The 20,388-nt window shown below is 69.2% G+C and carries 20 protein-coding genes; 13 read left to right on the top strand and 7 right to left on the bottom strand.

Features of this window, described 5'->3' with window-relative positions; genetic code table 11:
• The first annotated feature begins 81 nt into the window (after positions 1 to 81).
• Together E0H50_RS28660 and E0H50_RS28655 are read left to right on the top strand one after the other, a co-directional pair.
• Positions 82 to 297: an antitoxin gene (locus tag E0H50_RS28660; RefSeq protein WP_131293632.1), complete on the top strand. Its 216-nt coding sequence runs from the start codon at positions 82 to 84 to the stop codon at positions 295 to 297.
• A gap of 376 nt (positions 298 to 673) precedes the next feature.
• On the top strand, positions 674 to 1,438 hold the full coding sequence (locus E0H50_RS28655) for an SDR family NAD(P)-dependent oxidoreductase (RefSeq protein WP_131293631.1): 765 nt from the start codon (positions 674 to 676) through the stop codon (positions 1,436 to 1,438).
• Here E0H50_RS28655 and E0H50_RS28650 read toward each other — a convergent pair.
• Genes E0H50_RS28650 through E0H50_RS28640 form a run of 3 tightly spaced genes read right to left on the bottom strand, consistent with a single transcriptional unit; the run spans position 1,435 to position 7,194 of the window.
• Positions 1,435 to 2,907, bottom strand: coding sequence for an FGGY-family carbohydrate kinase (locus E0H50_RS28650; RefSeq protein ID WP_131293630.1), 1,473 nt, complete (start codon positions 2,905 to 2,907; stop codon positions 1,435 to 1,437). The two genes, E0H50_RS28655 and E0H50_RS28650, sit on opposite strands and share 4 nt — an antisense overlap.
• A complete protein-coding gene (locus tag E0H50_RS28645) occupies positions 2,904 to 5,246 on the bottom strand; it encodes a glycoside hydrolase family 95 protein (RefSeq protein ID WP_131293629.1) in 2,343 nt (780 codons plus the stop codon). The genes E0H50_RS28650 and E0H50_RS28645 overlap by 4 nt, the downstream gene beginning before the upstream one ends.
• 55 nt (positions 5,247 to 5,301) lie before the next feature.
• Positions 5,302 to 7,194, bottom strand: a complete 1,893-nt coding sequence (locus E0H50_RS28640; protein WP_131293628.1) for an ABC transporter ATP-binding protein — start codon at positions 7,192 to 7,194, stop codon at positions 5,302 to 5,304.
• A gap of 128 nt (positions 7,195 to 7,322) precedes the next feature.
• Between E0H50_RS28640 and E0H50_RS28635 the strand changes: the two genes are divergently transcribed.
• Positions 7,323 to 7,748, top strand: a complete 426-nt coding sequence (locus tag E0H50_RS28635; RefSeq protein WP_131293627.1) for a MarR family winged helix-turn-helix transcriptional regulator — start codon at positions 7,323 to 7,325, stop codon at positions 7,746 to 7,748.
• A 122-nt stretch (positions 7,749 to 7,870) separates the two neighbouring features.
• Here the strand turns inward: E0H50_RS28635 and E0H50_RS28630 are convergent, their stop codons facing one another.
• Entirely contained in the window at positions 7,871 to 8,851 is a 981-nt protein-coding gene (locus tag E0H50_RS28630) for an alpha/beta hydrolase (protein WP_420323261.1), read from the bottom strand.
• 103 nt (positions 8,852 to 8,954) lie between these two features.
• Here E0H50_RS28630 and E0H50_RS28625 point away from each other — a divergent pair, with 103 nt between their 5' ends.
• Positions 8,955 to 9,650: a TetR/AcrR family transcriptional regulator gene (locus E0H50_RS28625; RefSeq protein ID WP_131293626.1), complete on the top strand. Its 696-nt coding sequence runs from the start codon at positions 8,955 to 8,957 to the stop codon at positions 9,648 to 9,650.
• Here the strand turns inward: E0H50_RS28625 and E0H50_RS28620 are convergent.
• On the bottom strand, positions 9,628 to 10,551 hold the full coding sequence (locus E0H50_RS28620) for a 2-dehydropantoate 2-reductase (protein WP_131293625.1): 924 nt from the start codon (positions 10,549 to 10,551) through the stop codon (positions 9,628 to 9,630). The two genes, E0H50_RS28625 and E0H50_RS28620, sit on opposite strands and share 23 nt — an antisense overlap.
• Positions 10,552 to 10,607: 56 nt before the next feature.
• On the opposite strand from E0H50_RS28620, the gene E0H50_RS28615 reads away from it, so the two are divergent.
• The 3 genes from E0H50_RS28615 to E0H50_RS28605 are packed head-to-tail and all read left to right on the top strand — an operon-like array spanning position 10,608 to position 12,588.
• Entirely contained in the window at positions 10,608 to 11,135 is a 528-nt protein-coding gene (locus E0H50_RS28615) for a CGNR zinc finger domain-containing protein (protein WP_131293624.1), read from the top strand.
• A 53-nt stretch (positions 11,136 to 11,188) separates the two neighbouring features.
• On the top strand, positions 11,189 to 11,716 hold the full coding sequence (locus E0H50_RS28610) for a DinB family protein (RefSeq protein ID WP_165547327.1): 528 nt from the start codon (positions 11,189 to 11,191) through the stop codon (positions 11,714 to 11,716).
• Positions 11,713 to 12,588, top strand: coding sequence for an alpha/beta hydrolase (locus E0H50_RS28605; protein WP_131293623.1), 876 nt, complete (start codon positions 11,713 to 11,715; stop codon positions 12,586 to 12,588). The genes E0H50_RS28610 and E0H50_RS28605 overlap by 4 nt, the downstream gene beginning before the upstream one ends.
• On the opposite strand, the gene E0H50_RS28600 is transcribed toward E0H50_RS28605, so the two are convergent.
• Complete coding sequence (locus E0H50_RS28600) at positions 12,585 to 13,310, bottom strand: hypothetical protein (protein ID WP_131293622.1); 726 nt, start codon at positions 13,308 to 13,310, stop codon at positions 12,585 to 12,587. The genes E0H50_RS28605 and E0H50_RS28600 overlap by 4 nt on opposite strands.
• 152 nt (positions 13,311 to 13,462) lie before the next feature.
• On the opposite strand from E0H50_RS28600, the gene E0H50_RS28595 reads away from it, so the two are divergent.
• The 6 genes from E0H50_RS28595 to E0H50_RS28570 all read left to right on the top strand — a co-directional run bounded on the left by E0H50_RS28595 (position 13,463) and on the right by E0H50_RS28570 (position 19,642).
• Positions 13,463 to 14,488 (top strand): LacI family DNA-binding transcriptional regulator, encoded by a 1,026-nt coding sequence (locus E0H50_RS28595; RefSeq protein WP_131293621.1) that lies wholly within the window; start codon positions 13,463 to 13,465, stop codon positions 14,486 to 14,488.
• A gap of 40 nt (positions 14,489 to 14,528) precedes the next feature.
• Positions 14,529 to 15,491 carry a Gfo/Idh/MocA family protein gene (locus E0H50_RS28590; protein WP_131293620.1) on the top strand — a complete coding sequence of 321 codons (963 nt, stop codon included), beginning with the start codon at positions 14,529 to 14,531 and terminating at the stop codon, positions 15,489 to 15,491.
• An 11-nt stretch (positions 15,492 to 15,502) separates the two neighbouring features.
• Positions 15,503 to 16,516, top strand: coding sequence for a Gfo/Idh/MocA family protein (locus E0H50_RS28585; protein ID WP_131293619.1), 1,014 nt, complete (start codon positions 15,503 to 15,505; stop codon positions 16,514 to 16,516).
• A 3-nt stretch (positions 16,517 to 16,519) separates the two neighbouring features.
• Positions 16,520 to 17,371, top strand: coding sequence for a Gfo/Idh/MocA family protein (locus tag E0H50_RS28580; protein WP_131293618.1), 852 nt, complete (start codon positions 16,520 to 16,522; stop codon positions 17,369 to 17,371).
• The gene (locus E0H50_RS28575; protein WP_238151297.1) at positions 17,368 to 18,018 is read left to right on the top strand and encodes a 2OG-Fe(II) oxygenase; all 651 of its coding nucleotides are present in this window, start codon (positions 17,368 to 17,370) and stop codon (positions 18,016 to 18,018) included. Before E0H50_RS28580 ends, E0H50_RS28575 begins: the two co-directional genes overlap by 4 nt.
• A 475-nt stretch (positions 18,019 to 18,493) precedes the next feature.
• Complete coding sequence (locus tag E0H50_RS28570) at positions 18,494 to 19,642, top strand: DUF222 domain-containing protein (protein WP_165547326.1); 1,149 nt, start codon at positions 18,494 to 18,496, stop codon at positions 19,640 to 19,642.
• A 40-nt stretch (positions 19,643 to 19,682) separates the two neighbouring features.
• On the opposite strand, the gene E0H50_RS28565 is transcribed toward E0H50_RS28570, so the two are convergent.
• Positions 19,683 to 20,321: an SGNH/GDSL hydrolase family protein gene (locus E0H50_RS28565; protein ID WP_131293616.1), complete on the bottom strand. Its 639-nt coding sequence runs from the start codon at positions 20,319 to 20,321 to the stop codon at positions 19,683 to 19,685.
• Positions 20,322 to 20,388: the final 67 nt, after the last annotated feature.

Raw genomic sequence — 20,388 nt, 5'->3', positions numbered from 1 at the left:
GCCCGGGTGTGTGGGATCGAACCGATCGGGTACTGACGGCTCGTAGCGGAAGGCAACCATCGAGAGAACGGGGAAACCACGATGGGTATGTTCGACAGCATGAAGGACAAGGCCGGCGACCTGGTCGACGAGCACGGTGACAAGGTCAGCGAGGGCCTGGACAAGGCCGGCGAGTTCGCCGACGAGAAGACCGGCGGCAAGTACGGCGACAAGATCGACCAGGGCACGGACATGGCCAAGGACCAACTGGACAACCTGGACGGCCAGAACGACGACATCCCGGACAACCAGTCCTGACCCAGTCCTGACCCAGTCCTGACCCAGTCGCCCGCCCCACATTTGGTGGGTCAGCCAGCGAACTGCGGGGTTCCACACCCTGAGAACGGGTCAGGAACCCCCGATGCGACTGGCTGACCCATCAAATCCCCAGCCCACCTCTGAGGTGCCCCACCCGCAGAGCGAACGCTTGACCAACTGGTTGATGCTGCGGGCAACAAGGTTCCGGTGAGTCCGCTGAGTGCCTGCTCACAGCTCGTCTGCGTGCTGGCGGCGACCGCGTGGTTGCTGATGGTCAGAAACGCCCACGGGGGTTCGCCTTATGGGCTCCACGACGTAGTCTCAGCTCCTAGGGGTGGGTTGGGTCTGCAGGGGGGAACTGCATGATGCTGGATTTTTGCCTGCGCTCGGGGACGGGCAGGCGATGACGCCGCTGCGGCGGATTCTGGTCTGGATCTCTGGTGCGTCGGCGGGGCTGGGGGCTGCGCTGGCGGCGACGATCCCGTTCGAGAGGGCGGAACTGATCGACATCTCGCGTCGCGGCGGTACGCCGGGCGCGCACCACGTCGCGGTGGATCTCGCAGACCCTGAGTCGTGGCCGGTGGTGGAGAAGGACTTCCGGCAACGGATCGAGGCCGGCGACCCGGAGCTCGTGGTGTTCATCCACAACGCCGGAACGCTGACGCCGCTCGGTTCGGCGGATCACGTCGACACCGAGCAGTACACGCGCAACGTGCTGCTGAACTCGGCGGCAGCACAGGTGCTCGGGCAGTCGTTCCTCAGCGCGGTGTCCGGACGGGACTGCGAGCAACACCTGATCATGCTGTCGTCCGGCGCGGCGAGACGCCCGCACGAAGGCGAATCCAGTTACGGCGCAGGCAAGGCAGCGATCGACCAGTGGGTGCGCACGGTGGGCCTGGAGCAGCAGCGCCGAAGTCCCGGCTGCCGGGTGATCTCCGTGTCGCCGGGCTCGGTCGACACCGACATGCAGGCCGAACTACGAGCGGCCAGCCTCGAAGAGGTGCCGGTCTCGGGCCGCTTCCGTGACATGCAGGCCCTCGGCCACCTCGCGAAGCCGGAGACCGTGGCGCGGACCATCTGGTCGCTGCTCGACCGCGATCTTCCCAGCGGAACCGTGCTGCACGTCCGCGACGTGACCTAGAGAGCGGTCTGCGCCAGGCGGTGGATCTGATCCCGAGTCGCCGGGTACAGCTCCGTGAACGTCTGCAGCAAGCTCGCGTACGTCGACCGGGTTGCCGGATCGGGGACGACGACGTGGTCCGGTGTGGTCCAATCGGTGTCCGGCGGGACCGCCCCGATCCCGATCGCGGCCAGCAGCGCGTCGCCGTACGACGCTCCGATCGTCTGCTGGGGAACCGTTTGCCGCACGCCCGCGACGTCGCTGACGATCTGGGTCCACAACCCACCCTGCGTGCCACCACCGACGGCAACGATCCGTCCCGCGGCGCCCGCGGTACCGACGCTGTCGAAGAGGTCGAGGATCTGGCGGACGCCGCAGGCGATCCCTTCGTACGCCGCGCGCAGCAGGTGACCGCGGCCGTGCCGGAGGGTGAGGCCGGCGATCACGCCACGGGCCAGCGGGTCGTAGATCGGGGTTCGTTCACCGCTGAAGTACGGAAGCAGGACGAGTCCCTCGCTGCCCGCGGGAACGACAGCGGCCTCCGCGAGCAAGGTTTCGAACGGTGCACCGCCGGTGAGCTCCTGTAGCCAGGTGGTGACGGTTCCCGAGGTCGCCATACCGGCAGCGAGCGTGTGCGATCCGTGCTCGACACCGGACGTCGTCCACAGGCCGCGCACGCTCGTCGGCGCGGACAGGACCTGGACGAAGAACATCGTCGAGCCGTACATCAGCATCAGATCGCCAGGACGCCGTACGCCGACGCTGAAGGCCTCGGCCCACGCGTCGACGGTCCCCGCGACGACCGGCGTACCTTCGGCCAGACCGGTCAGTGCTGCGGCGTCCCGGCGTACGACGCCCACCTGTTCGGACGGCCAGACCAGGCGCGGCAGGGCGAGACCCGGCAGAACCGCCTCCACCCAGTCGGTCGCCCAGTCCTGCCGATGGATGTCGTAGAACGGGTCGCACTGGCTGGCGGTGTGGTGATCGAGAACCCATTCGCCGGTGAGCTGCGCGACGACGTACGTGTGCGCGCTGAACCAGCGGTCCTGCGGCCGCCACGCGTCGCCGGCCGCCCGCCGCAGCCAGGACAGCTTCGGCCCGATCGCCTGGCTGGACAGGTCCTTGCCGCAGCGTTCGAGGATCGCGTCCGCGCCGAGCTGGGCGGTGATCTCGGCGATCTCGCGGGTCGATCGGGTGTCGACTCCGTACAGGATCGCCGGGCGGCGGGGGCGCAGGTCGTCGTCGGTCTGGACGACGCACGGGCCGAGGCCGGAGACGCAGACGGCGACGACATCCGTGGAGTCCAGTTCGGCGAGGACCTCGACGACGTCGCCCCACCAGTCGCGTTCGGGATCCATCTCGGCCCACCCCGGCTGCGGCAGGCTCGGGGCGTGGTCGCGGCGCGCCACCGCCACGACCTCCCCGTCGAGCGTGCACAGGACAGCCTTCGTACTGCCGGTACCGATGTCGACGCCGATGACGAAGCTCATCCCTTGAGTGTGACGGTGTGTGGAACGCCCGCGGTGAGAGACACGTCCTCGCGCTGCTGCTGGTGCCGGAGTACGACGGTGGTGTCGCGGTCGGCCGTGAGTACGGCGTTCGCGGTGTCCGGGGACCAGGTGAGGTCGACGCGGACACCGCCGCGGGCCCGGAGACCGGTGATCGAGCCCTCCGGCCATGCGTCCGGGAGCGCGGGGAAGATCTCGAGTTCGCCGGTGTGGCTCTGCAGCAGCATCTCCGCGATTCCGGCGGTCGCACCGAAGTTGCCGTCGATCTGGAACGGCGGGTGCGCGCAGAACAGGTTCGGGTACAGACCGGAGCCGTCGCCCACGTAGTCGGTGCCGGAGTCTGCGGCCGGGGTGAGCAGTTCACGGACCAGGCGGTGGGCGGCGGCACCGTCGCGAAGCCTTGCCCACAACGAGATCCGCCAGGCCAGTGACCAGCCGGTGCTCTTGTCGCCGCGCAGCTCCAGAGTGCGCGCGGCGGCCGCGGCGAGTTCCGGCGTACCGTCCGGGGTGATCTGGTCTCCGGGGTGCAGGCCGATCAGGTGAGACGTGTGACGGTGCTGCGGCTCGGCCTCGGGCAGGTCGGCCAGCCACTCCTGTAGTTGCCCTTGGCTACCGATCTTCGGGTCGGGGATCCGCTTGCGGGCCGCGGTCAGGTCGTCGATCAGGGGGTCGGCGAGGTCGAGGTCCGCGGCGGCCTGTGTGCAGCGGTCGAAGAGGTCCGCGATGAGGGACAGGTCCATGGTCGACGAGGTCGTGACCGAGGCGGGCTGGCCGTCTGCGGCGACGTACTCGTTCTCCGGTGAGGTGGAAGGGGCGGTGCCGAGGGTGCCGTCCGGGAGTTCGATCAGCCAGTCGCGGGCGAACTCGGCGGCGCCTCGGAGCGTCGGCCAGACATCCTTCAGGTACTCGCGGTCGCCGGTGAACGCGTAGTGGTCCCAGAGATGACGGCACAGCCAGACGCCGGCCATCGGCCAGTTCGACCACTTCGGATTGCCGTCGACGGGCGCGGTCCAGCACCAGGCGTCGGCGTTGTGATGCGCGGTCCAACCCTTCGCGCCGTACAGGTGTTCCGCCGTACGACGACCTGCTACGGCTAGGTGTTTGACGTAGTCGAGGAGGGGTTGGTGGCACTCGGAGAGGGATGTCGTCTCGGCGGGCCAGTAGTTCATTTCGGTGTTGATGTTGACCGTGTAGTTACTGCTCCATGGGGGCTGCAGCTTGTCGTTCCAGATGCCTTGGAGGTTGGTCGGCAGTCCGCCTGGGCGTGAGCTGGAGATCATCAGGTACCGGCCGAAGTTGTAGATCAGCGCGGCCAGGCCTGGGTCGTCGCCCGCCTCTACCAGCCGACGGTCGGTCGTCAGGTCGCTCGCCGAAGGAAGCACGAGCACCGACCGCCGGAACAGGCCCTGGTAGTCGCGGACATGCTCCTGCAGAAGCGCCTCGGCACCGCGGGCGAGTGCCGTGCGGGCCGTGGTGTCTGCTGCTTGCTGGCAGTCGTTTTGTGTGCGGGTTGGGGCGGTGTGGGGGTCCTCGTAGCCGGTGGCGGTGGTGAGGACTACCAGGAGTTCCGTGGAGTTGCTGATGGTCAGTTGGTCGTCTGTGGGCGTGAGCGTGCCGTCGGTGTGCGCGCGTAGTGCGACGGCTGCGTTCATGCCGCGGTCGTCGCCGTCGGAGTACTGGATCGGCGCGGCGGCGTTCCCGTGGGGCGGGGCTACGGACGACGGGCAGGTGGCTAGCAGTGCTAGGCCGTTGTCGCCGAGGGATTGCGTCGTTGCGCGGAGCTGCGAGGTGAGGCTGAGCGTCACTGTGAGCGGCTGCGAGGCGCCTAGACGTAGGACCAATGCCTGTGCCGGCGCGCTGACGAAGACCTCCTGCCAGACCTCGACGTCGCCCACCTCGTACTCGACGCGGGCTACCGCGGTGTCCAGGTCGAGCCGACGGCGGTAGTTCGTACCTGTGGACGCGAAGTCCAGGAGCAGATCGCCCAGCGGGAGATACGCCTGCGAGTGACCGCTGTGAAACCCAGCCGCAAGGTCCTCGGCCGCACGCACGTCGCCCGCCGCCAGCGCGGCCCGTACCCGCTCAACGGCGGCCGCTCCAACCCCGCCGTCGCGCTCACCGGCTGGAGTTGCGAGGCGGCGGGTTGTTTCGGGGCTGCCCGACCAGCAGGTTTCGTCGTTCAGAGCGATGCGGTCCTGCGGGGTGCCGCCGAACCACATCGCGCCGATCCGGCCGTTGCCGAGCGGGAGCGCCGCGAGCCAGTCCGCCGCGGGGGCGTCGTACGTCAGCTCGGTGGGGGCCGCAGTCATCCGATCTCTCATAGCGCGATCCTCCCCCGACCGCCCACCACCGCGCGACCAGGGGTCCGGCTGGTGATCAGGCGGCTTCGGCGAACTGGGTGGCGTAGAGGTCGGCGTACAGGCCGCCCTGGGCCAGCAGTTCGTCGTGGGTGCCGCGTTGCTGGATGCGGCCTTCGTCGAGGACGAGGATGACGTCGGCGTTGCGGATCGTGGAGAGGCGGTGGGCGATGACGAGCGACGTACGGCCGACCAGCGCGTTCGCGAGCGCGGTCTGGACGGCGGCCTCGGACTCGGAGTCCAGGTGCGCGGTCGCCTCGTCGAGGATCACGATCGACGGGGACTTGAGCAGCAGCCGCGCGATCGCGAGCCGCTGACGTTCACCACCCGACAACCGGTAGCCGCGATCCCCGACCACGGTGTCGAGACCGTCCGGCAGGCTGTCGACCAGCGCCGCGATCTGCGCCGCCTCGAGGGCCTGGTGGAGTTCGGCGTCGGTCGCGTCCGGGCGGGCCAGCTGCAGGTTGGCGCGGATCGTGTCGTGGTACATGTGCGAGTCCTGCGTGACCACGCCGATCACCGCACGGAGCGAGGCCTGCGTGACTTCGCGTACGTCGTGACCGCCGACCCGGACCGCGCCGCCCGTGGCGTCGTACATCCGGGAGACGAGAGAGGAGAGCGTGGACTTGCCGGCGCCGGACGGGCCGACGACGGCGACCATCTGGCCGGGTTCGACGGTGAACGTGACGTCCTCGAGGACCTCTTCCCCGGTCTCGGCCGACAGCGTCGCGACCGACTCGAGCGAGGCGAGCGACACCTCCTTGGCCGACGGGTAGTGGAACGACACGTGGTCGAACTCGATCGACGGCTCCGCGTCCGGCGGCAGCGTCTTCGCGTCCTTGCGGTCGGCAACCATCGGCGGAAGGTCGAGCACCTCGAGCACCCGCTCGAAGCTGACCAGCGTGGTCATGATGTCGACCTGCATGTTCGAGAGCGCGGTCAACGGCCCGTAGAGACGGTTCAGGTACGCCGTCAGCGCCACGACGGTACCGATCCCGAGCATCCCTTCGACGGCGAAGACCCCGCCGACGCCGTACACGAGCGCGACCGCCAGTGCTGCAACGAGTGTGAGCGAGACGCGGAAGACACCGGCGTACATCGAGGTGGTGACGCCGATGTCGCGGACCCGGGCGGCCTTGCCGGCGAAGTCGCGGGACGCATCCTCGGTGCGGCCGAACACCTTCGCGAGCACCGCGCCGGCGACGTTGAAGCGCTCGGTCATGGTCTGCGCCATGGTGGCGTTCAGCTTGTACGTCTCCGCTGTTGCCGTACGCAACTTTCCGGCGAGCAGCCGCGCCGGAATCACGAACAGCGGGAGGACGACGAGCGCGAGCAGGGTGATCTGCCACGACATCACGAACATCGCGGCGAGGACGAGTGTGACGCTGAGCAGGTTGCTGACCACGTTCGAGAGCGTGGACGTGAACGCCTGCTGGGCGCCGAGTACGTCGCCGTTCAGGCGCTGGATGAGCGCGCCGGTCTGCGTCCGGCTGAAGAACGCGACCGGGAGCTGCTGCACATGGTCGAACACGGCGGTGCGGAGGTCGTAGACGAGACCTTCGCCGATCCGCGAGGAGAACCAGCGCTCGACGAGGGTGATCGCGCTGTTCGCGACCGCGAGCAGCGCCACGACGAAGGCGAGCCAGACGACCACTTGGGCGTGGCCCGGCACGATGCCGCGGTCGATGATCGCCTTGAACAGCAGCGGGGTGACCGCGCCGGTGCCGGCGTCGAGCGCGACGAAGACGAGGAAGGCGGCCAGGTGGCCGCGGTACGGACGGGCGAACCCGAGGATCCGGCGGAGCGTGCCCGCCGACAACTTGTGATGCCGGACGGAGGAGTCCTTCAACAGCGACCGCATCGCACGCCCGCCGCCCCCTCCCCCACCCGGAAGCCCAGAAATCTGCGACATGCAGCTCCTTCCAGCTCAGGGACCAGCTCAGGGGACCAGCTCATATTGAGGTTAGCTCACTATGAGCTAACCTCACAATGTGCCGGTTTGTTCCCCGCGAGCGCGAGAACTCCCATTAGGCTCTGGGCATGCCTGATCCCGAGGATGCTGCAGAGCAGATTGCCGGCCTGCTGGACGGGATCGTTCGGCGCCAGCGGCGGGCGTCGCGGGAGGGGTTCGGCGAGAGCGTCACGCACGGGCAGTTCCGGGTACTGCGGACGCTCCATCGCGCGGACCGGCTGCTTCGACTGAGCGAACTGGCGGCGCTACTGGACATCGTGCCGCGGTCGGCGACGTCGGTTGTGGACGATCTGGAGACGGCCGGACTGGTCGCGCGGCAGCCGGACCCATATGACCGCCGCGCCACCCTCGTCTATCTCACGCCCGACGGCCTGAAGATCCTCAGCACCCTCCGCGAGAAGCGCCGCGACGTGATGGCCGGCCAACTCGCCCGCCTGACAGCGGACGAGCAGCAGACGCTCGCCGCACTCCTCCAGCGCCTCGCCGAGGAGTGACTCAGGCGCCGCCCTCTCATGGGTTGACGTCCGAGATGCAGGGTTTGCGCACGGGATCTCGGACGCAAACCCTGCATCCGATGGGTCAACCCACCAACGGCGGGGATCCGGGTGGGGCTTGGTCAGGCTTTCTTCAGGTGGGCGATGATGCCGTTCAGGTCTTCGATCATGCGGTTGGGGCGGACCATGTGGCCGCCTTCGTCCTCGTAGGCGGTGAAGGGGATGTTGGCCCGGTGGAGGGCGGCCTTGAACTCGCGGTGGCCGGCCAGGACCTGGGTCTCGTTGGCGTAGTCGAACGGGTCGGGGCTCGGGCTGGTGCCGGCGACCAGGAAGATGCGCTTGCCGCGGTAGCGCTCGAGGTTCTCCATCGGGTTGTCGGCGGTGACGCGGGCCTCGTCCCACGCCGGGGCGCCGTAGATCGTGCCGCCGGCCAGGTCGACGGCCGCGGAGGACACGTTCGCCCAGTGCACGACCAGGCCCGCATCCCGGCGTACGCTCGCGGGGCCGGAGTGCGAACTGACGGAGGCGAAGTGGCCGTAGTACTTCGCCGTGTACTTGAGCGCGCCGAAGCCGCCCATCGAGAAGCCCGCGACGGCCCGGCCGGCGAACTCGGCGTGCGTCCGGAAGTTGGCGTCGACCCACGGAATCAGCTGGTTGATGTGGAAGCTCTCCCAGTTGCGCGGGCCGGAGTTGGAGCTGACCGGGTTGGAGTACCAGCCGGCCTTGCCGCCGTCGGGCATCACCACGATCATCGGCTTGTCCGCGGTCCAGTCGCGGATGCCGAGGCGGTCGAACGCGATGAAGTCCTGGTTGCCGCCGTGCAGCAGGTACAGCACCGGGTAGGTGCGCCCGCTGGTGTGATAGTCGCTCGGCAGCAGGACGTTGACGGCCGGGGCCCAGCCGATCGCGTCGGTCCGGAAGCGGTAGTACCACATCCGCGGATCGTCTTCGTTCCGCTCGGTGATGTGCAGGCCGAACCCGTCGTCCGCCGCGCTGGCGGCGAGGGAGGTGGCCAGAATGGTGCCGGCGCCGAGGCCGGCGGCGACGGTCAGCCCGCCGGCGGCCTTCAGCATCGTGCGCCGGGTGGGGCGTGGTGCGCTCACCATGATCTCCTGAGGAGTGAGGGACAAGAACTATCACCGTCGGTGACGGTGATGATCTAAGTTAGTAGCATAACTTTGGGGTCAGTCCCCAGAGAGGAGGGTTGTGACAGCGAATCCGCCCCGCCGGAAGACCGGCGGCCGCCAGGCGCAGATCACCGTCGCGGACATCGAGCGGGAGGGTCTGCGGCTCGGCCTGACCAACCTGACCGTGAACGGGGTCGCGACCGCGCTCGGCGTCACCCCGACCGCGCTGTACCGGCACGTCGACGGCAAGCTCGGGCTCGAGGCGTTGGTCGGTGAGGCGGTACTGCGGGAGCTGCACATCGTCGACGACCCGGACGAGGACGTCGAGGCGCACCTGTTGTCGTTCGCGCGGCAGTTGCACACGTTCGTGCTCGAGCACCCAGGCCTCGCGGCGTACCTGCAGGGGCTGTTTCCGCGCGGCGAAGCCGGCGTCCGGCTGCAGCGGGAGGCGGTCGAGGCGCTCGGCCGGCGCGGCTACAGTGCGGCCGGCGCGGTGCTGATGTCCGGCACCGTCGCGTCGCTCGCGATCAACCTGACCGCGGCCGAGGAACGGCATCGCCCGTACTTCGAAGGCCCGCACCAACGCGAACTCGAGAAGGTCTACGCGCTCCTCGCCGCGGACGAGGTGCTGAGCGCGGCGCACCAGGAACTGCCGATGATCACCTCCGAGCCGTACTTCCGGATGGTGATGACCGGCTGCATCCGCGGCCTCGTCGCCGCGGCCCCGCCGAACCGGCCGGTGATCGAGGTCCTTACAGACCTCGGTCTGGAATAAGCGCGCGAGCGCCGGCCAGTTCGAACAGGAAGGTGTTGACCGGGGTCGGGACGCCCGATTCGGCACCGAGCCGTACGACGGCGCCGGTCCAGGCGTCCAGTTCCGACGGGCGGCCGGCGATCAGGTCGCGCTGCAGCGAGGTCGTGCCGTCGGCCGGGAGCTGATCGATCCACGCGAGGGTCCGCGGTACGACGTCCTCGGCGAGCCGGATGCCTCGCGCCAGTGCGATATCGCGGATCTCCGTGATGGCCTCGGTCAGCAGCCGGCGGGTGGCGGGGTGGGTGCGGAGTACGCCGTACCCGGCGCCGGTCGCCGTACCGAGACCGCCGCCCGGGACGACCGACAGGAACTTCGTCCAGAGCGCCGCCCAGATGTCCTCCGGAACGGTCGCCTGGAGCCCCGCCGCCACGAACGCGTCCCGCAGCAGGCCGGTCCGCGGCGTGGTCGCGTTGTCCCATTCGCCGAAGTTGAGCTTCCCGTTGCCGAGATGCCGGATGACGCCGGGACTCTCGACGTACGCGATGACCTCGGCGGCGCCGGGCAGTACGGCGTCCCGCCCGTAGACCTCGGCGACCTGGCCGGGGGCCTCGACGCCGTTCTGCACGGTGACGATCGCGGTGTCCGGACCGACCAGCGGACGGATCGTGCCGATCGCCTCGGGGAGCTGCCACGTCTTCACGCAGATCAGCACGTAGTCCACCGGGCCGATCTCGGCCGGATCGCTGGTCGCCCGCACCGGCAACCGCAGGTCACCTGCCGGGCTGTGCACCACGAGCCCGTCGGCCTGCAGCGCCTCCAGGTGCTTGCCCCGCGCCACGAACGCCACGTCCTGCCCGGCAGCGGCAAGCCGCGCGCCGAAGTACCCGCCCACACCGCCCGCGCCGACGATCCCGATCCTCACAAGCCGCTCCTTTGGTTACCGGTTGAAGTGGTAACAGCGAGGATAGACTACCTCTCATGGAGACGCGCTTCACCTGGGTCGGCGGGCGGCCGTCGGTCGATTTCACCGCGACCCTCGGCAAGCGGCAGCAGACGCCGTTCGAGCGCATCCCGGAGCCGGCTGATCTCGGCCGCTGGTTCCGTGAAGCCGGGCTGGCGCAGGACGAGCCGGTCGTTTCAGGGCGTGCGTACCGGCAGGCAGTCGAGCTGCGGGAGGCGTTGTACCGGCTGTTCACCGGGGCCACGGACGCCGCTGACCTCGAGGTGGTCAATCGTTGGAGCAGCCGGCCGTCAGCTGGTCCAAGACTGACGTCCGAGCTTCGCGCGGAGTACGTGGCGGTCGACGTGCTCGGTCTGCTCAGCAGCCTGGCCAGGGACGCGGTCGACCTGCTCACCGGTCCGCTCGCCGACCGGATCCGGACGTGCGCCGCGGACGATTGTTCGCTGCTGTACGTCGACGCGAGTCGCGCCGGGCGGCGGCGCTGGTGTTCGATGAACACCTGTGGAGCGCGCGCGAAGATGGCGACGTACCGCGCCGTCGATTGAGAGGATCGCGCAATCGGCCAGGGCCACGGTCGCCGGGCTGGTTGATTGTCGGCATGCGTACACCGACTACAACACCGGCGCAGGCCGCCGGGATGATCCGCCGGGACCAGGACCTGTTGCTGAGCCGGATCGAGGGACTGAGCGAGGACGAACTGCGGGCGCCGTACGAGGTGACCGCCGGACCGCTCGGGGACTTCTGTGACTCGTTGCACGACCTGGTCGCGCACGTACTGATGTGGGACGAGATCACGCTCGCCGTACTGCGGGACGCCCGGGCGGGGCGCCTGCACTGGAGTCTCGATCCGCGCTGGGAGACCGCCGGTATCGGGCGCGCGCTCAACCTCGGCGGCGTCGAGGCGGGCCGGCGGATCCCGGCCGAACTGGTGCTGCACCGGTTCCGTTCCGTCGGCGACGCACTCGTCGACGAGATCGCGCGGTACGACGAGGAGACCTGGGCGGACCCGTCGACGGGCGCCGGGTTCGACGGCGGGATCGGGGCGCTCGCGGAGTACGTCGCGACGACGCCCGACGGGATCCTGTTCGCGCACGCGGCGCGCCACCTGCAGCCGGTGAGCGCATGACGCCCGAGCTCGTCGACAGCCCGGAGTACGGGCCGGAGACGGACGCGCTGCTGAAGGTGCTCGCCGATCAGCCCGGCTACCCCGACCTCGATCCGTACGAGGCGTTGCTGCTGGATCGGGAGGATCTGCCGGACCCGGCGCTGGCGGGCGAGCGTGATCCGCGGCCGGAGATCGAGGACATCGTGATCGACCTGCCGGGGCGGTCGCTCGAGGCGCGGATCTACCGCATGTCGCGGGAGCCTCGACCGGTGCTGCTCTGGCTGCACGGCGGCTCGTTCATCGGCGGGCACCTGCGGGACATCGAGTACGCGACCTCCGGGATCGCTGCCGGCGGCAACGTTACTGTCGTCTCGCTCAACTATCGGCTCGCGCCCGAGAACCCTTATCCAGCAGGGCTTCTGGACGTCCGCGACACATTGCGATGGATCCGCGAGCATCTCGGTGGGGAGATCGCGGTGGGTGGGCAGAGTGCGGGTGCCGCGCTGGCTGCCGGGGCGTGTCTGCTCGCTCGGGACGAAGGCCGCCCCCTCCCCGACCGTCAGATCCTTTGCTACCCGACGTTGGACCTGCACCCGGACGCCGAGTGGCGCGAGTGGTATTTCCCCGCGGACGACGTACCGGCGACCGCCGTACCGCTGCGGGCCGACTCGCTCGCGGGGCTTCCGCCGACGCTGATGCTGGCGGCGGGGCGGGACTCGTTGCGCGATGACGCGCTCGCGTACGCGGGCCGCCTGGAGCAGGACGGCGTACCGACCCGGCTGGTCGAGTACGAGGACACGATGCACGCGTTCCTGAACTTTCCGGGCGCACTGTCCGCCGGGCGGCATGCGGTCGAACTCATCGGAGCGGATCTGCGTACAGCGTTTTCCTAATGGTCGGCGCGGTGGATGAAGAAGCGGGCCGGGTTGCCGGCGGCGCGCGGGTTCGACGCCAGCCAGACCGCGAACGAGTCGGGGTGGCGGCGTTCGAGTTCGTCGAGGTAGGCCCGGCGTACGTCGGCCATCGCCTGTCTCCGATCGGGACCCGTCACGCGCTCGAGCTGGCTGAAGCTGCGTCGCCAGGCGAGGCACAGCTCCTCGTCGCTGAGTTCACTCAGGCTCCGCACCACGGCGACCAGGTACTTCGGCATCGGCCAGTCCGCTTCCGGGTCGTCGCCGGCCTGGACGGCGTTCAGTCGACGGTTCGATGCCTTGGGCAACCTGATCGGCCGTCGCGGCAGTGTCCGCGCCGGCCGGTCGGCTCGGCCGGCGCGCAACCAGCCGACGACCGGCGGGGACACGCCGACCACCAGCAGGAGCAGTGTCACGGTACGGGCTCCGATCGCGGCGGCGTACCCGCAGATCGCGAGCACGCACAGTCCACCGAGCACCGCGCCGCGGGGAACCATGCTGAGCAGGTCCGAGTTCGGCAGGTCGCGCCCGAGCCCCGCGCTGAGGCAGATGGCCCCGGCGGTGAAGGCGGCGACCAGGAAGACCGCCAGGTTCGACGCCGGTGACACGAACACCAGCGCAGTGACCACACCCAGAATGGCCAGCAGTCCCACGGCTGCTCGCCAGATCCGCAGATACCGCAGCTCGACGTCCACCATGCTCACCTAGTGCCCATCGCCCGGTCCCACAACCGGGGTCGACCGGCGCCCCTGACATCAGTGTCACTCTCTCCGCCGCCACAAAGAAGACAGTGTGACGACCTGGACATCGCCCGCCACGGCTGTGCAACCGGTTGCATGAGCCTTATGGTGGGCGCATGGCATCACGTGCCGGCCGGGCGCCGGGGGTCACCATCGGCGACGTCGCGGCCGCCGCACAGGTTTCGCGGGCGACGGTGTCGCGCGCCTTCACCCGGCCGCAGCTGCTCAGCCAGGAGACCGTCGAGCGCGTGCGCACGGTCGCGGCCCGGCTCGGGTACGTCGGCAACCAGGCGGCGCGGGCGCTGTCGACGGGGCGGTTCGGGAACATCGCGGTCGTCGTACCGGATATCGCGAACCCGTTCTTCCCGCCGCTGGTGCGGAGCCTGCAGCTCGCCGCGGAGACCGCCGACCTCGCGGTGTTCCTCGGGGACTCCGACGAGTCCGCGGAGCGGGAGGCCAAGCTGATCGCCCGGCTGGCGGCGCAGGTCGAGGGGTTCGTGCTCGCCTCGCCGCGACTGTCCGAGGCGCTGATCCGCGAGCTGGCCGCGACCCGTCCCGTCGTCCTGGTCAACCGTGACCTGGACGGGATTCCGCGGGTGCTGATCGACTCGTCGGGCGGGATGACCGAGGCCGTGCTGCTGCTGAAGAAGCTCGGTCACCAGCGGCTCGTGTACCTGGCCGGGCCGCGCGACTCGTGGTCGGACCAGCAGCGGCGGGAGACCCTGACGCAGACCTCCGCCAAGGCGCGACTGACGGTGGAGATCGTCGAGGTCGGGCGGCCGACGTACGCGGCCGGACGGGATTCGGTGTCGGCCGTGGTCCGATCGGGAGCGACCGCGGCGATCGCGTTCGACGACGTGGTGTCTCAGGGCGTGCTGGCCGGGCTCGAGGTGCGCGGCATCTCGGTGCCGACGGACTTCAGCCTGGTCGGCTGCGACGACACCCTCGCCGCGCTCACCACGCCCGCCCTGACCAGCGTCTCGGCGGGTGCCGCGACCGCTGGCACGGCGGCCGCGAAACTGCTGGTCAACCTGCTGGAGGCGACCGAACCTCACACCGAGCCGAGCGCCGAGTGCGTCACGATCGCGACCCACCTGGTGACCCGCGCGACGACCGCGGCGGCACCGAAGTCGACGCCCTGATGCGTTGACGTGCAACCGGTTGCATGCTGGAATCACGATCATGACGCGCATCGCCATCGCCGGCGCCGCCCATCCGCACGTGGCCTATGCGACCGCGGAGGTCGATCAGGTCGCCGAGTACGAGCTGGTCGCGGTCGCGGATCCGTCCCGCGACACCGCCGAGCGCTGGGCCGCGCCGTACGACGCCAAGGTGTTCACCGATCACCAGCAGATGCTGCGCGAGGTCGAGCCTGATGTCGTCATGGTCGCCGGGATCTACGGCGACCGCGGTCAGGTGGTGGTCGACGCGCTGAACGCCGGCTGTCACGTGATCGCCGACAAACCGCTGTGCACGACGCTCGAGGACCTCGACGCGATCGCCGAGGCCGCGGACCGCACCGGCCGCCACGTGACCCTTCTGCTGGAGAAGCGGTACTACCCCGTCACGCTCGCCGCCCTGGGCATCGCGGAGCAACTCGGCACGATCCACGGCGTGACGTCGTGCGGCCCGCACAAACTCAACCGCCCGACGCGTCCCGACTGGTTCTTCGAGCGCGCGCGGTACGGCGGGCTCCTGAACGACCTCGCTGTGCACGACATCGACGCCGCGCTGCTCTTCACCGGACTGACCAGTGGGACCGTCAGCGGGGCCGTGGTCGAGGGGTCGTACGGCGTGGCGACGCTGAGCGGACCCGGTGCCGTCATCACCGCGGGCGTGGACTGGATGAACCCGGCCGGCTCACCCGTCCACGGCGACTACCGAATGAAGCTCGTCGGCACCGATGGCACCGCCGAACTGCTCTGGGCGCGCAACCGCCTCGTTCTCACCACAACCGACCTGGCGCCGCACGACGTACCGCTGCCTGCCGGTCATCGCCCGGCCGAGCTCGTCCTGCAGGCGCTTGCTGCGGGCAACGAACCGGACATCAGCACCGCGCGCGGCCTGCTGGCCACGCGGCTCGCACTCCTCGCGCAACGGTCCGCCGAGAACGGCGGCGTACCCATCTCCTGGACGACCGACTGAAGAGAGGTCCTATGCGTTTCGCCCTCATCGGTGCCGGCGTGATCGGCGCCGTGCACGCTCGCCTCATCGAAGCTCTCGGCGACGAAGCCGTGCTGACGTGTGTTGTCGACCAGAACCTCGAACGCGCCGGCGAACTCGTCACGCAGTACGGCGGTCAGGCCTTCGCGACACCAGCGGAGGCGTACGCCGCGGCGGAGGTCGACGCCGTCGGGATCTGTCTGCCGAGCGCACTGCACGCCGACGTCGCCATCGAGGCACTGCGGGCCGGTAAGCACGTCATCGTCGAGAAGCCGGTCGACATCACGCTGGCCGCCGCCGACCGGTTGATCGCGGCGCAGCGCGAGACCGGGCTGACCGTTTCGGTGATCAGCCAGCGCCGCTTCCAGCCGCCGGTCGCGCAGATCCGGGCCGCGATCGACACCGGCGCCCTCGGGCGCGTGACGTCCGGGATCGCCGAGTCGGCGTTCTTCCGCCCGCAGTCGTACTACGACGGCGACGACTGGCGCGGCACCCTCGCGATCGACGGCGGCGGCGCGCTGATGAACCAGGGCATCCACGCGCTCGACCTGCTGGTCTGGATGCTCGGTCGGCCGGTCCAGGTGAGCGCGCAGACCGGTCGGCTCGCGCACGAAGGTATCGAGGTCGAGGACCTCGCCGGGGCCTCGATCGTGTTCGAGAGCGGGGCGATCGGACTGATGCTCGCCAGTACGGCGGCGTACCCGGGCCGACCGGTGCGGCTGACGATCCACGGCGATCAAGGGACGGCGGTCCTCGACGACGATCAGCTCGCGTACTTCGCCTCGGCGGACGCTTCGGCACCCGAGGCGCCTGCGCTGGCAGGGCCGGACGGGTGGGGACCGGTCGAGCTCGCGCATCTCGCGCAGTACCGCGACTTCATCGCCGCTGTCCGCGAGGGCCGCCCGCCGGCCGTGACGCTGGAGGCCGGGCGGCGGTCGTTGGCCACGGTGCTCGCTGTGTATGAGTCTGCCCGTTCGGGGCAACCGGTCGAATTGAAAGAGGACTGACCCATGCCATTGCGCGTCGCCCTCGTCGGCACCGAGAACAGCCACGCCGACCATATCGTCGAGCACCTGAACGTCGACCCCGTCGCTGATACCGCGCGCATCGTCGCGCTGGTCGGAGCGGATGACGATCGCAATCGGAAGCTCGCCGCGGCGGGTGGGATCACCCAGATCGTGCCGACGTCGGGCGAGTTGCTCGGCAGCGTCGACGCGCTGATCGCGACCAACCGGGACGGCGCGTTGCATCGCGAGCACGCCGTACCGTTTCTGGAAGCCGGGCTCCCGGTGTGGGTTGACAAGCCGCTGGCCGCGAGTACAGCGGATGCGCGGGCGATCCTGGACGCGTCACGGCGCGGGGGTGCGCCGGTGACGTCGTACTCCGCTGTGCGGTGGGTCGCGGACGCGGATGTACTCGCCGCGGCGTCGGTCGGTGAGCTGCAGGCGGTCACGGTGACAGGGCCTGCTGATCCGGACAGTGAGTACAGCGGGATCTTCTTCTACGGGATCCATGCGGCCGATCTCGCGCAGCGGTTGGCGCCTGGCGAGCCCGGGCCGGTGACAGTCGAGCGCGTCGGGTCGACTGTCGTCGTGCGGTACCTGTGCGGCGGGGTGTTGGTGACGTTGCAGTTGGTGAAGCCGACAGATGACGGGCGGGTGCCGTTTCACGCCGAGCTCGTCGGGCGCACGGGGCTCGTGAGTCGCGACGTACAGCTCGATTCGGAGTACGTCGTACCTGGGCTGAAGGTGTTCCTCGACATGCTCGAGACCGGTGAGCGGCCCCTTGACGACGCGACGATGCTCGCCCCGATCACGGTGCTGGAACAGGTGAGGCGCCAGCCGACCGCGCGGGTTCGGTGACTGACCGCGGGCAGCCGAGACCTCTGCTGCTCACGCCGGCTGAGGCGGCGCGGATCGCCGGCCTGTACGACGACGTACAGCGGTTCCGGGCGACGATCGACATGGCGCGGCATCGGTTCGGCGAGGGACAGTACCGGTACTTCGATCGGCCGTTCCCGGAGGCTGTGGAGGCGTTGCGGCAGGCGCTGTATCCGCGGCTGCTGCCGATCGCGCGGGAGTGGTACTCGAAGCTTGGGCGAGAGGCGGAGTGGCCGGACACGCTCGACGAATGGCTGGACATGTGCCACCGGGCCGGGCAGACGCGACCTACGCCGATCCTGCTGCGGTACGGCGCGGGCGACTGGAACGTCTTGCACCGCGATCTCTACGGCGACCAGGTGTTCCCGCTTCAGGTCGTGATCAACCTGAACGACCCTGGCGTCGATCACACCGGCGGCGAGTTCCTACTGGTCGAGCAGCGCCCGCGGGCGCAATCGCGGGGTACGTCGACGCTGATCCCGTACGGGCACGGGTTGGTCTTCACGACCCGCGACCGCCCGGTGAAGTCATCGCGCGGCTGGTCGGCGGCGCCGGTGCGACACGGCGTGTCCGCGATCCGCTCGGGGCAGCGGCATACCCTCGGGCTGGTTTTCCACGACGCGAAATGAGATTTGGATTCTCGGTGTATTCGAACGTATGATCGATCGCATGAGCGAGTGTGCGGTCGGTGAGCCTTCTGGTGAAGGGGATGCTGGGCGTGCGCGGTTGTCTGTCGTTCCAGAGCCGCCGTTCCGATCTGCTGAGGAGAGCCTGGCGCATCTGACGTTTCTGCGGGATCGGCTGCGGCGGGACGCGGAGGTCGCTGCGCGGTTCGGATTGCTCGGGCGGTACGACGTACCGGACGACCCTGAGCGTGGTGTCGGATTGTTCGAGGCGGTGGCGTTCCAGGACACATCGGGGCTGAACGACTCCGGGTGGCTGGATCGGCAGGAGGCGATCAGCCGGCTGGAGGCTCGGCTGGCGGCGATGAAGGCAGAGGCGACCGCCGGGTACGAGGCCTCGTTGCATGGTGCATCAGCCGACCTTGGTCACCGCCACCCTGAGCCTGGAGACAGAGCAGCTGCTCCTGGGGAGCGACGTTGGGTGGCCGGGGATCTTCGCTCGCCGGCCGATGAGCTCGCGTTGGTGTGGCAGATGCACAAGGGCGCTGCAATGGCGCGGATCCACACGTCGTGCGAATTGGTGCACAACTTTCCGGCCACGTTGCGGGCGCTGGAGGAGGGCCAGCTGACCGAGAGGGCCGCGTTCACGATCGTGCGGGAGCTGTCGGTCCTGGAAGATCCGGAAGAGATGCGTGCGGCCGAGACTGCAGTGCTGGAGTGGGCTGGAAAGCATCCGTTGCAGAAGATCAAGCAGGAAGCCCAGCACGAGGCTGCCCGGCGTTCACCGGACGCCCGCAGCAAGTCGCATGCGCGGGCGATGGATGAGCGGTCCGTGCGGATCTTTCCGAACAGTGACGGCACGGCTGAGCTGATCCATACCCAGGACGCGTTGGACGCGGGCGCGGTGATGAACAGCCTCACTCGCGCGGCGGCGAACCGGCGTCGGCACGGCGACCCTCGGTCGATGGACCAGTTGCGCGCCGACATTGCCCTGGCTCGGCTTCTGCGGCGGACTGACACGCGTGCGCCGGGGGAATCGGTCGACAACGCGGACACCTCGCTGTCCGACGACTCGGTTGTTGGCGCAGACGCCACCGTCGTCATTCACGCGACTGGAGCCGAGATCCGCGCGCTGATCGACGGCGTGAACGGCACCGGCGGGACGGCCGAACATTATGGGCCGATTCCTCAAGAATCCTTGCGTAAGCACCTCACGCGGACGCTGGCTCAGGCTCTTCTTGGCGGCGCCCGGCGGTCTCGGCTCGGGCTTCGGCTCAGCGACGAGCCGCCGGCTGGGAAGCCGGACAGGTACACGCCGGATGCGGCGACTGATCGCTTCGTCCGCCAGCGTGATCGAACCTGCCAGTTCCCTGGGTGCAACCAGCCTGCCGAGTTCGCGGATGTCGACCATCGGATTGCCTTCGCGGAAGGCGGCCGGACCACGACGGACAATCTCCATTGTCTGTGCCGGCACCATCACCGGCTCAAGCATGAAGGCGGATGGGTCGTCACATCCAATCCTGACGGCAGTACGACCTGGGCCAGTCCCACTGGGCGGCGCTACCACACGCCTCCGCCTGATCGCGGCGGTTCTGATCCACCCGACACTGGTCAGGCTGAGTCGGGCTGAGGGTCGTGCTCGTGTGACCCGCCACGGAGGTCGTGGCGGGTTACTCGGCTGTGGCCAGGTCGGTGCAGATGTCCCAGGCTGCCTGGCGGAGCTGGGCGGCGGTGTCCGCACTCAGGCCCTTCACCGGCACGTTGGTTCCGACCGGATCCTCGTTTAGCAGGGCGATGAGGAACACGCACGCCGCGAGGTAACTGCCCGCGAGCGCCGGGTGACTGTTGTCGGTGTCGTGCAGCGCGGGTTCGTCGTGCTGGTTGAGGAAGCGTTCCCAGACCATCCCGACCGGTACGAGCGTCGCGCCGAGCTCTACCGCGGCACCGCCGTACGCCTGGGTCAGCGCCTGCTGGGTCTCGGGCGCGTTCCGGCGCGCCCACGTCAGGTAGAACGCGGTCCTCGCACCGGCCGCGGTGATCGCCTCGTCGAAGTCACGGGCGCTCTCCCGAAACCGGTCCGGACTCTTGATCGGCAAAGTGCTCTGCTCCTGCAGCACGACGATGTCGAATCCACCGCCCGCGATCTCGTCGAGCGCCTTGCCTGCGTTGAGATGCTGCCGCAGCGACGCACCACCGGCCGAGATCAGCTTGTGCTCGACCTCGATCCCACGCGCCCCTGCCAACCCCTTGATCAGCCCAGGCAGGTTGTTCCGCGAGGTGAAGCTGTTACCCACGAAGAGAATCCGCACGACACGGACGCTACTACTCCCCTGGGATCGAATCCGTTTGACCGCTGGCCGCGCCCCACTGTTGGCT

Source organism: Kribbella sindirgiensis (genome assembly GCF_004331435.1).
GTDB lineage: Bacteria > Actinomycetota > Actinomycetes > Propionibacteriales > Kribbellaceae > Kribbella > Kribbella sindirgiensis.
The sequence above is the reverse complement of the archived record's forward strand: the minus strand, read 5'-3'. Positions and strand labels throughout refer to the sequence as shown.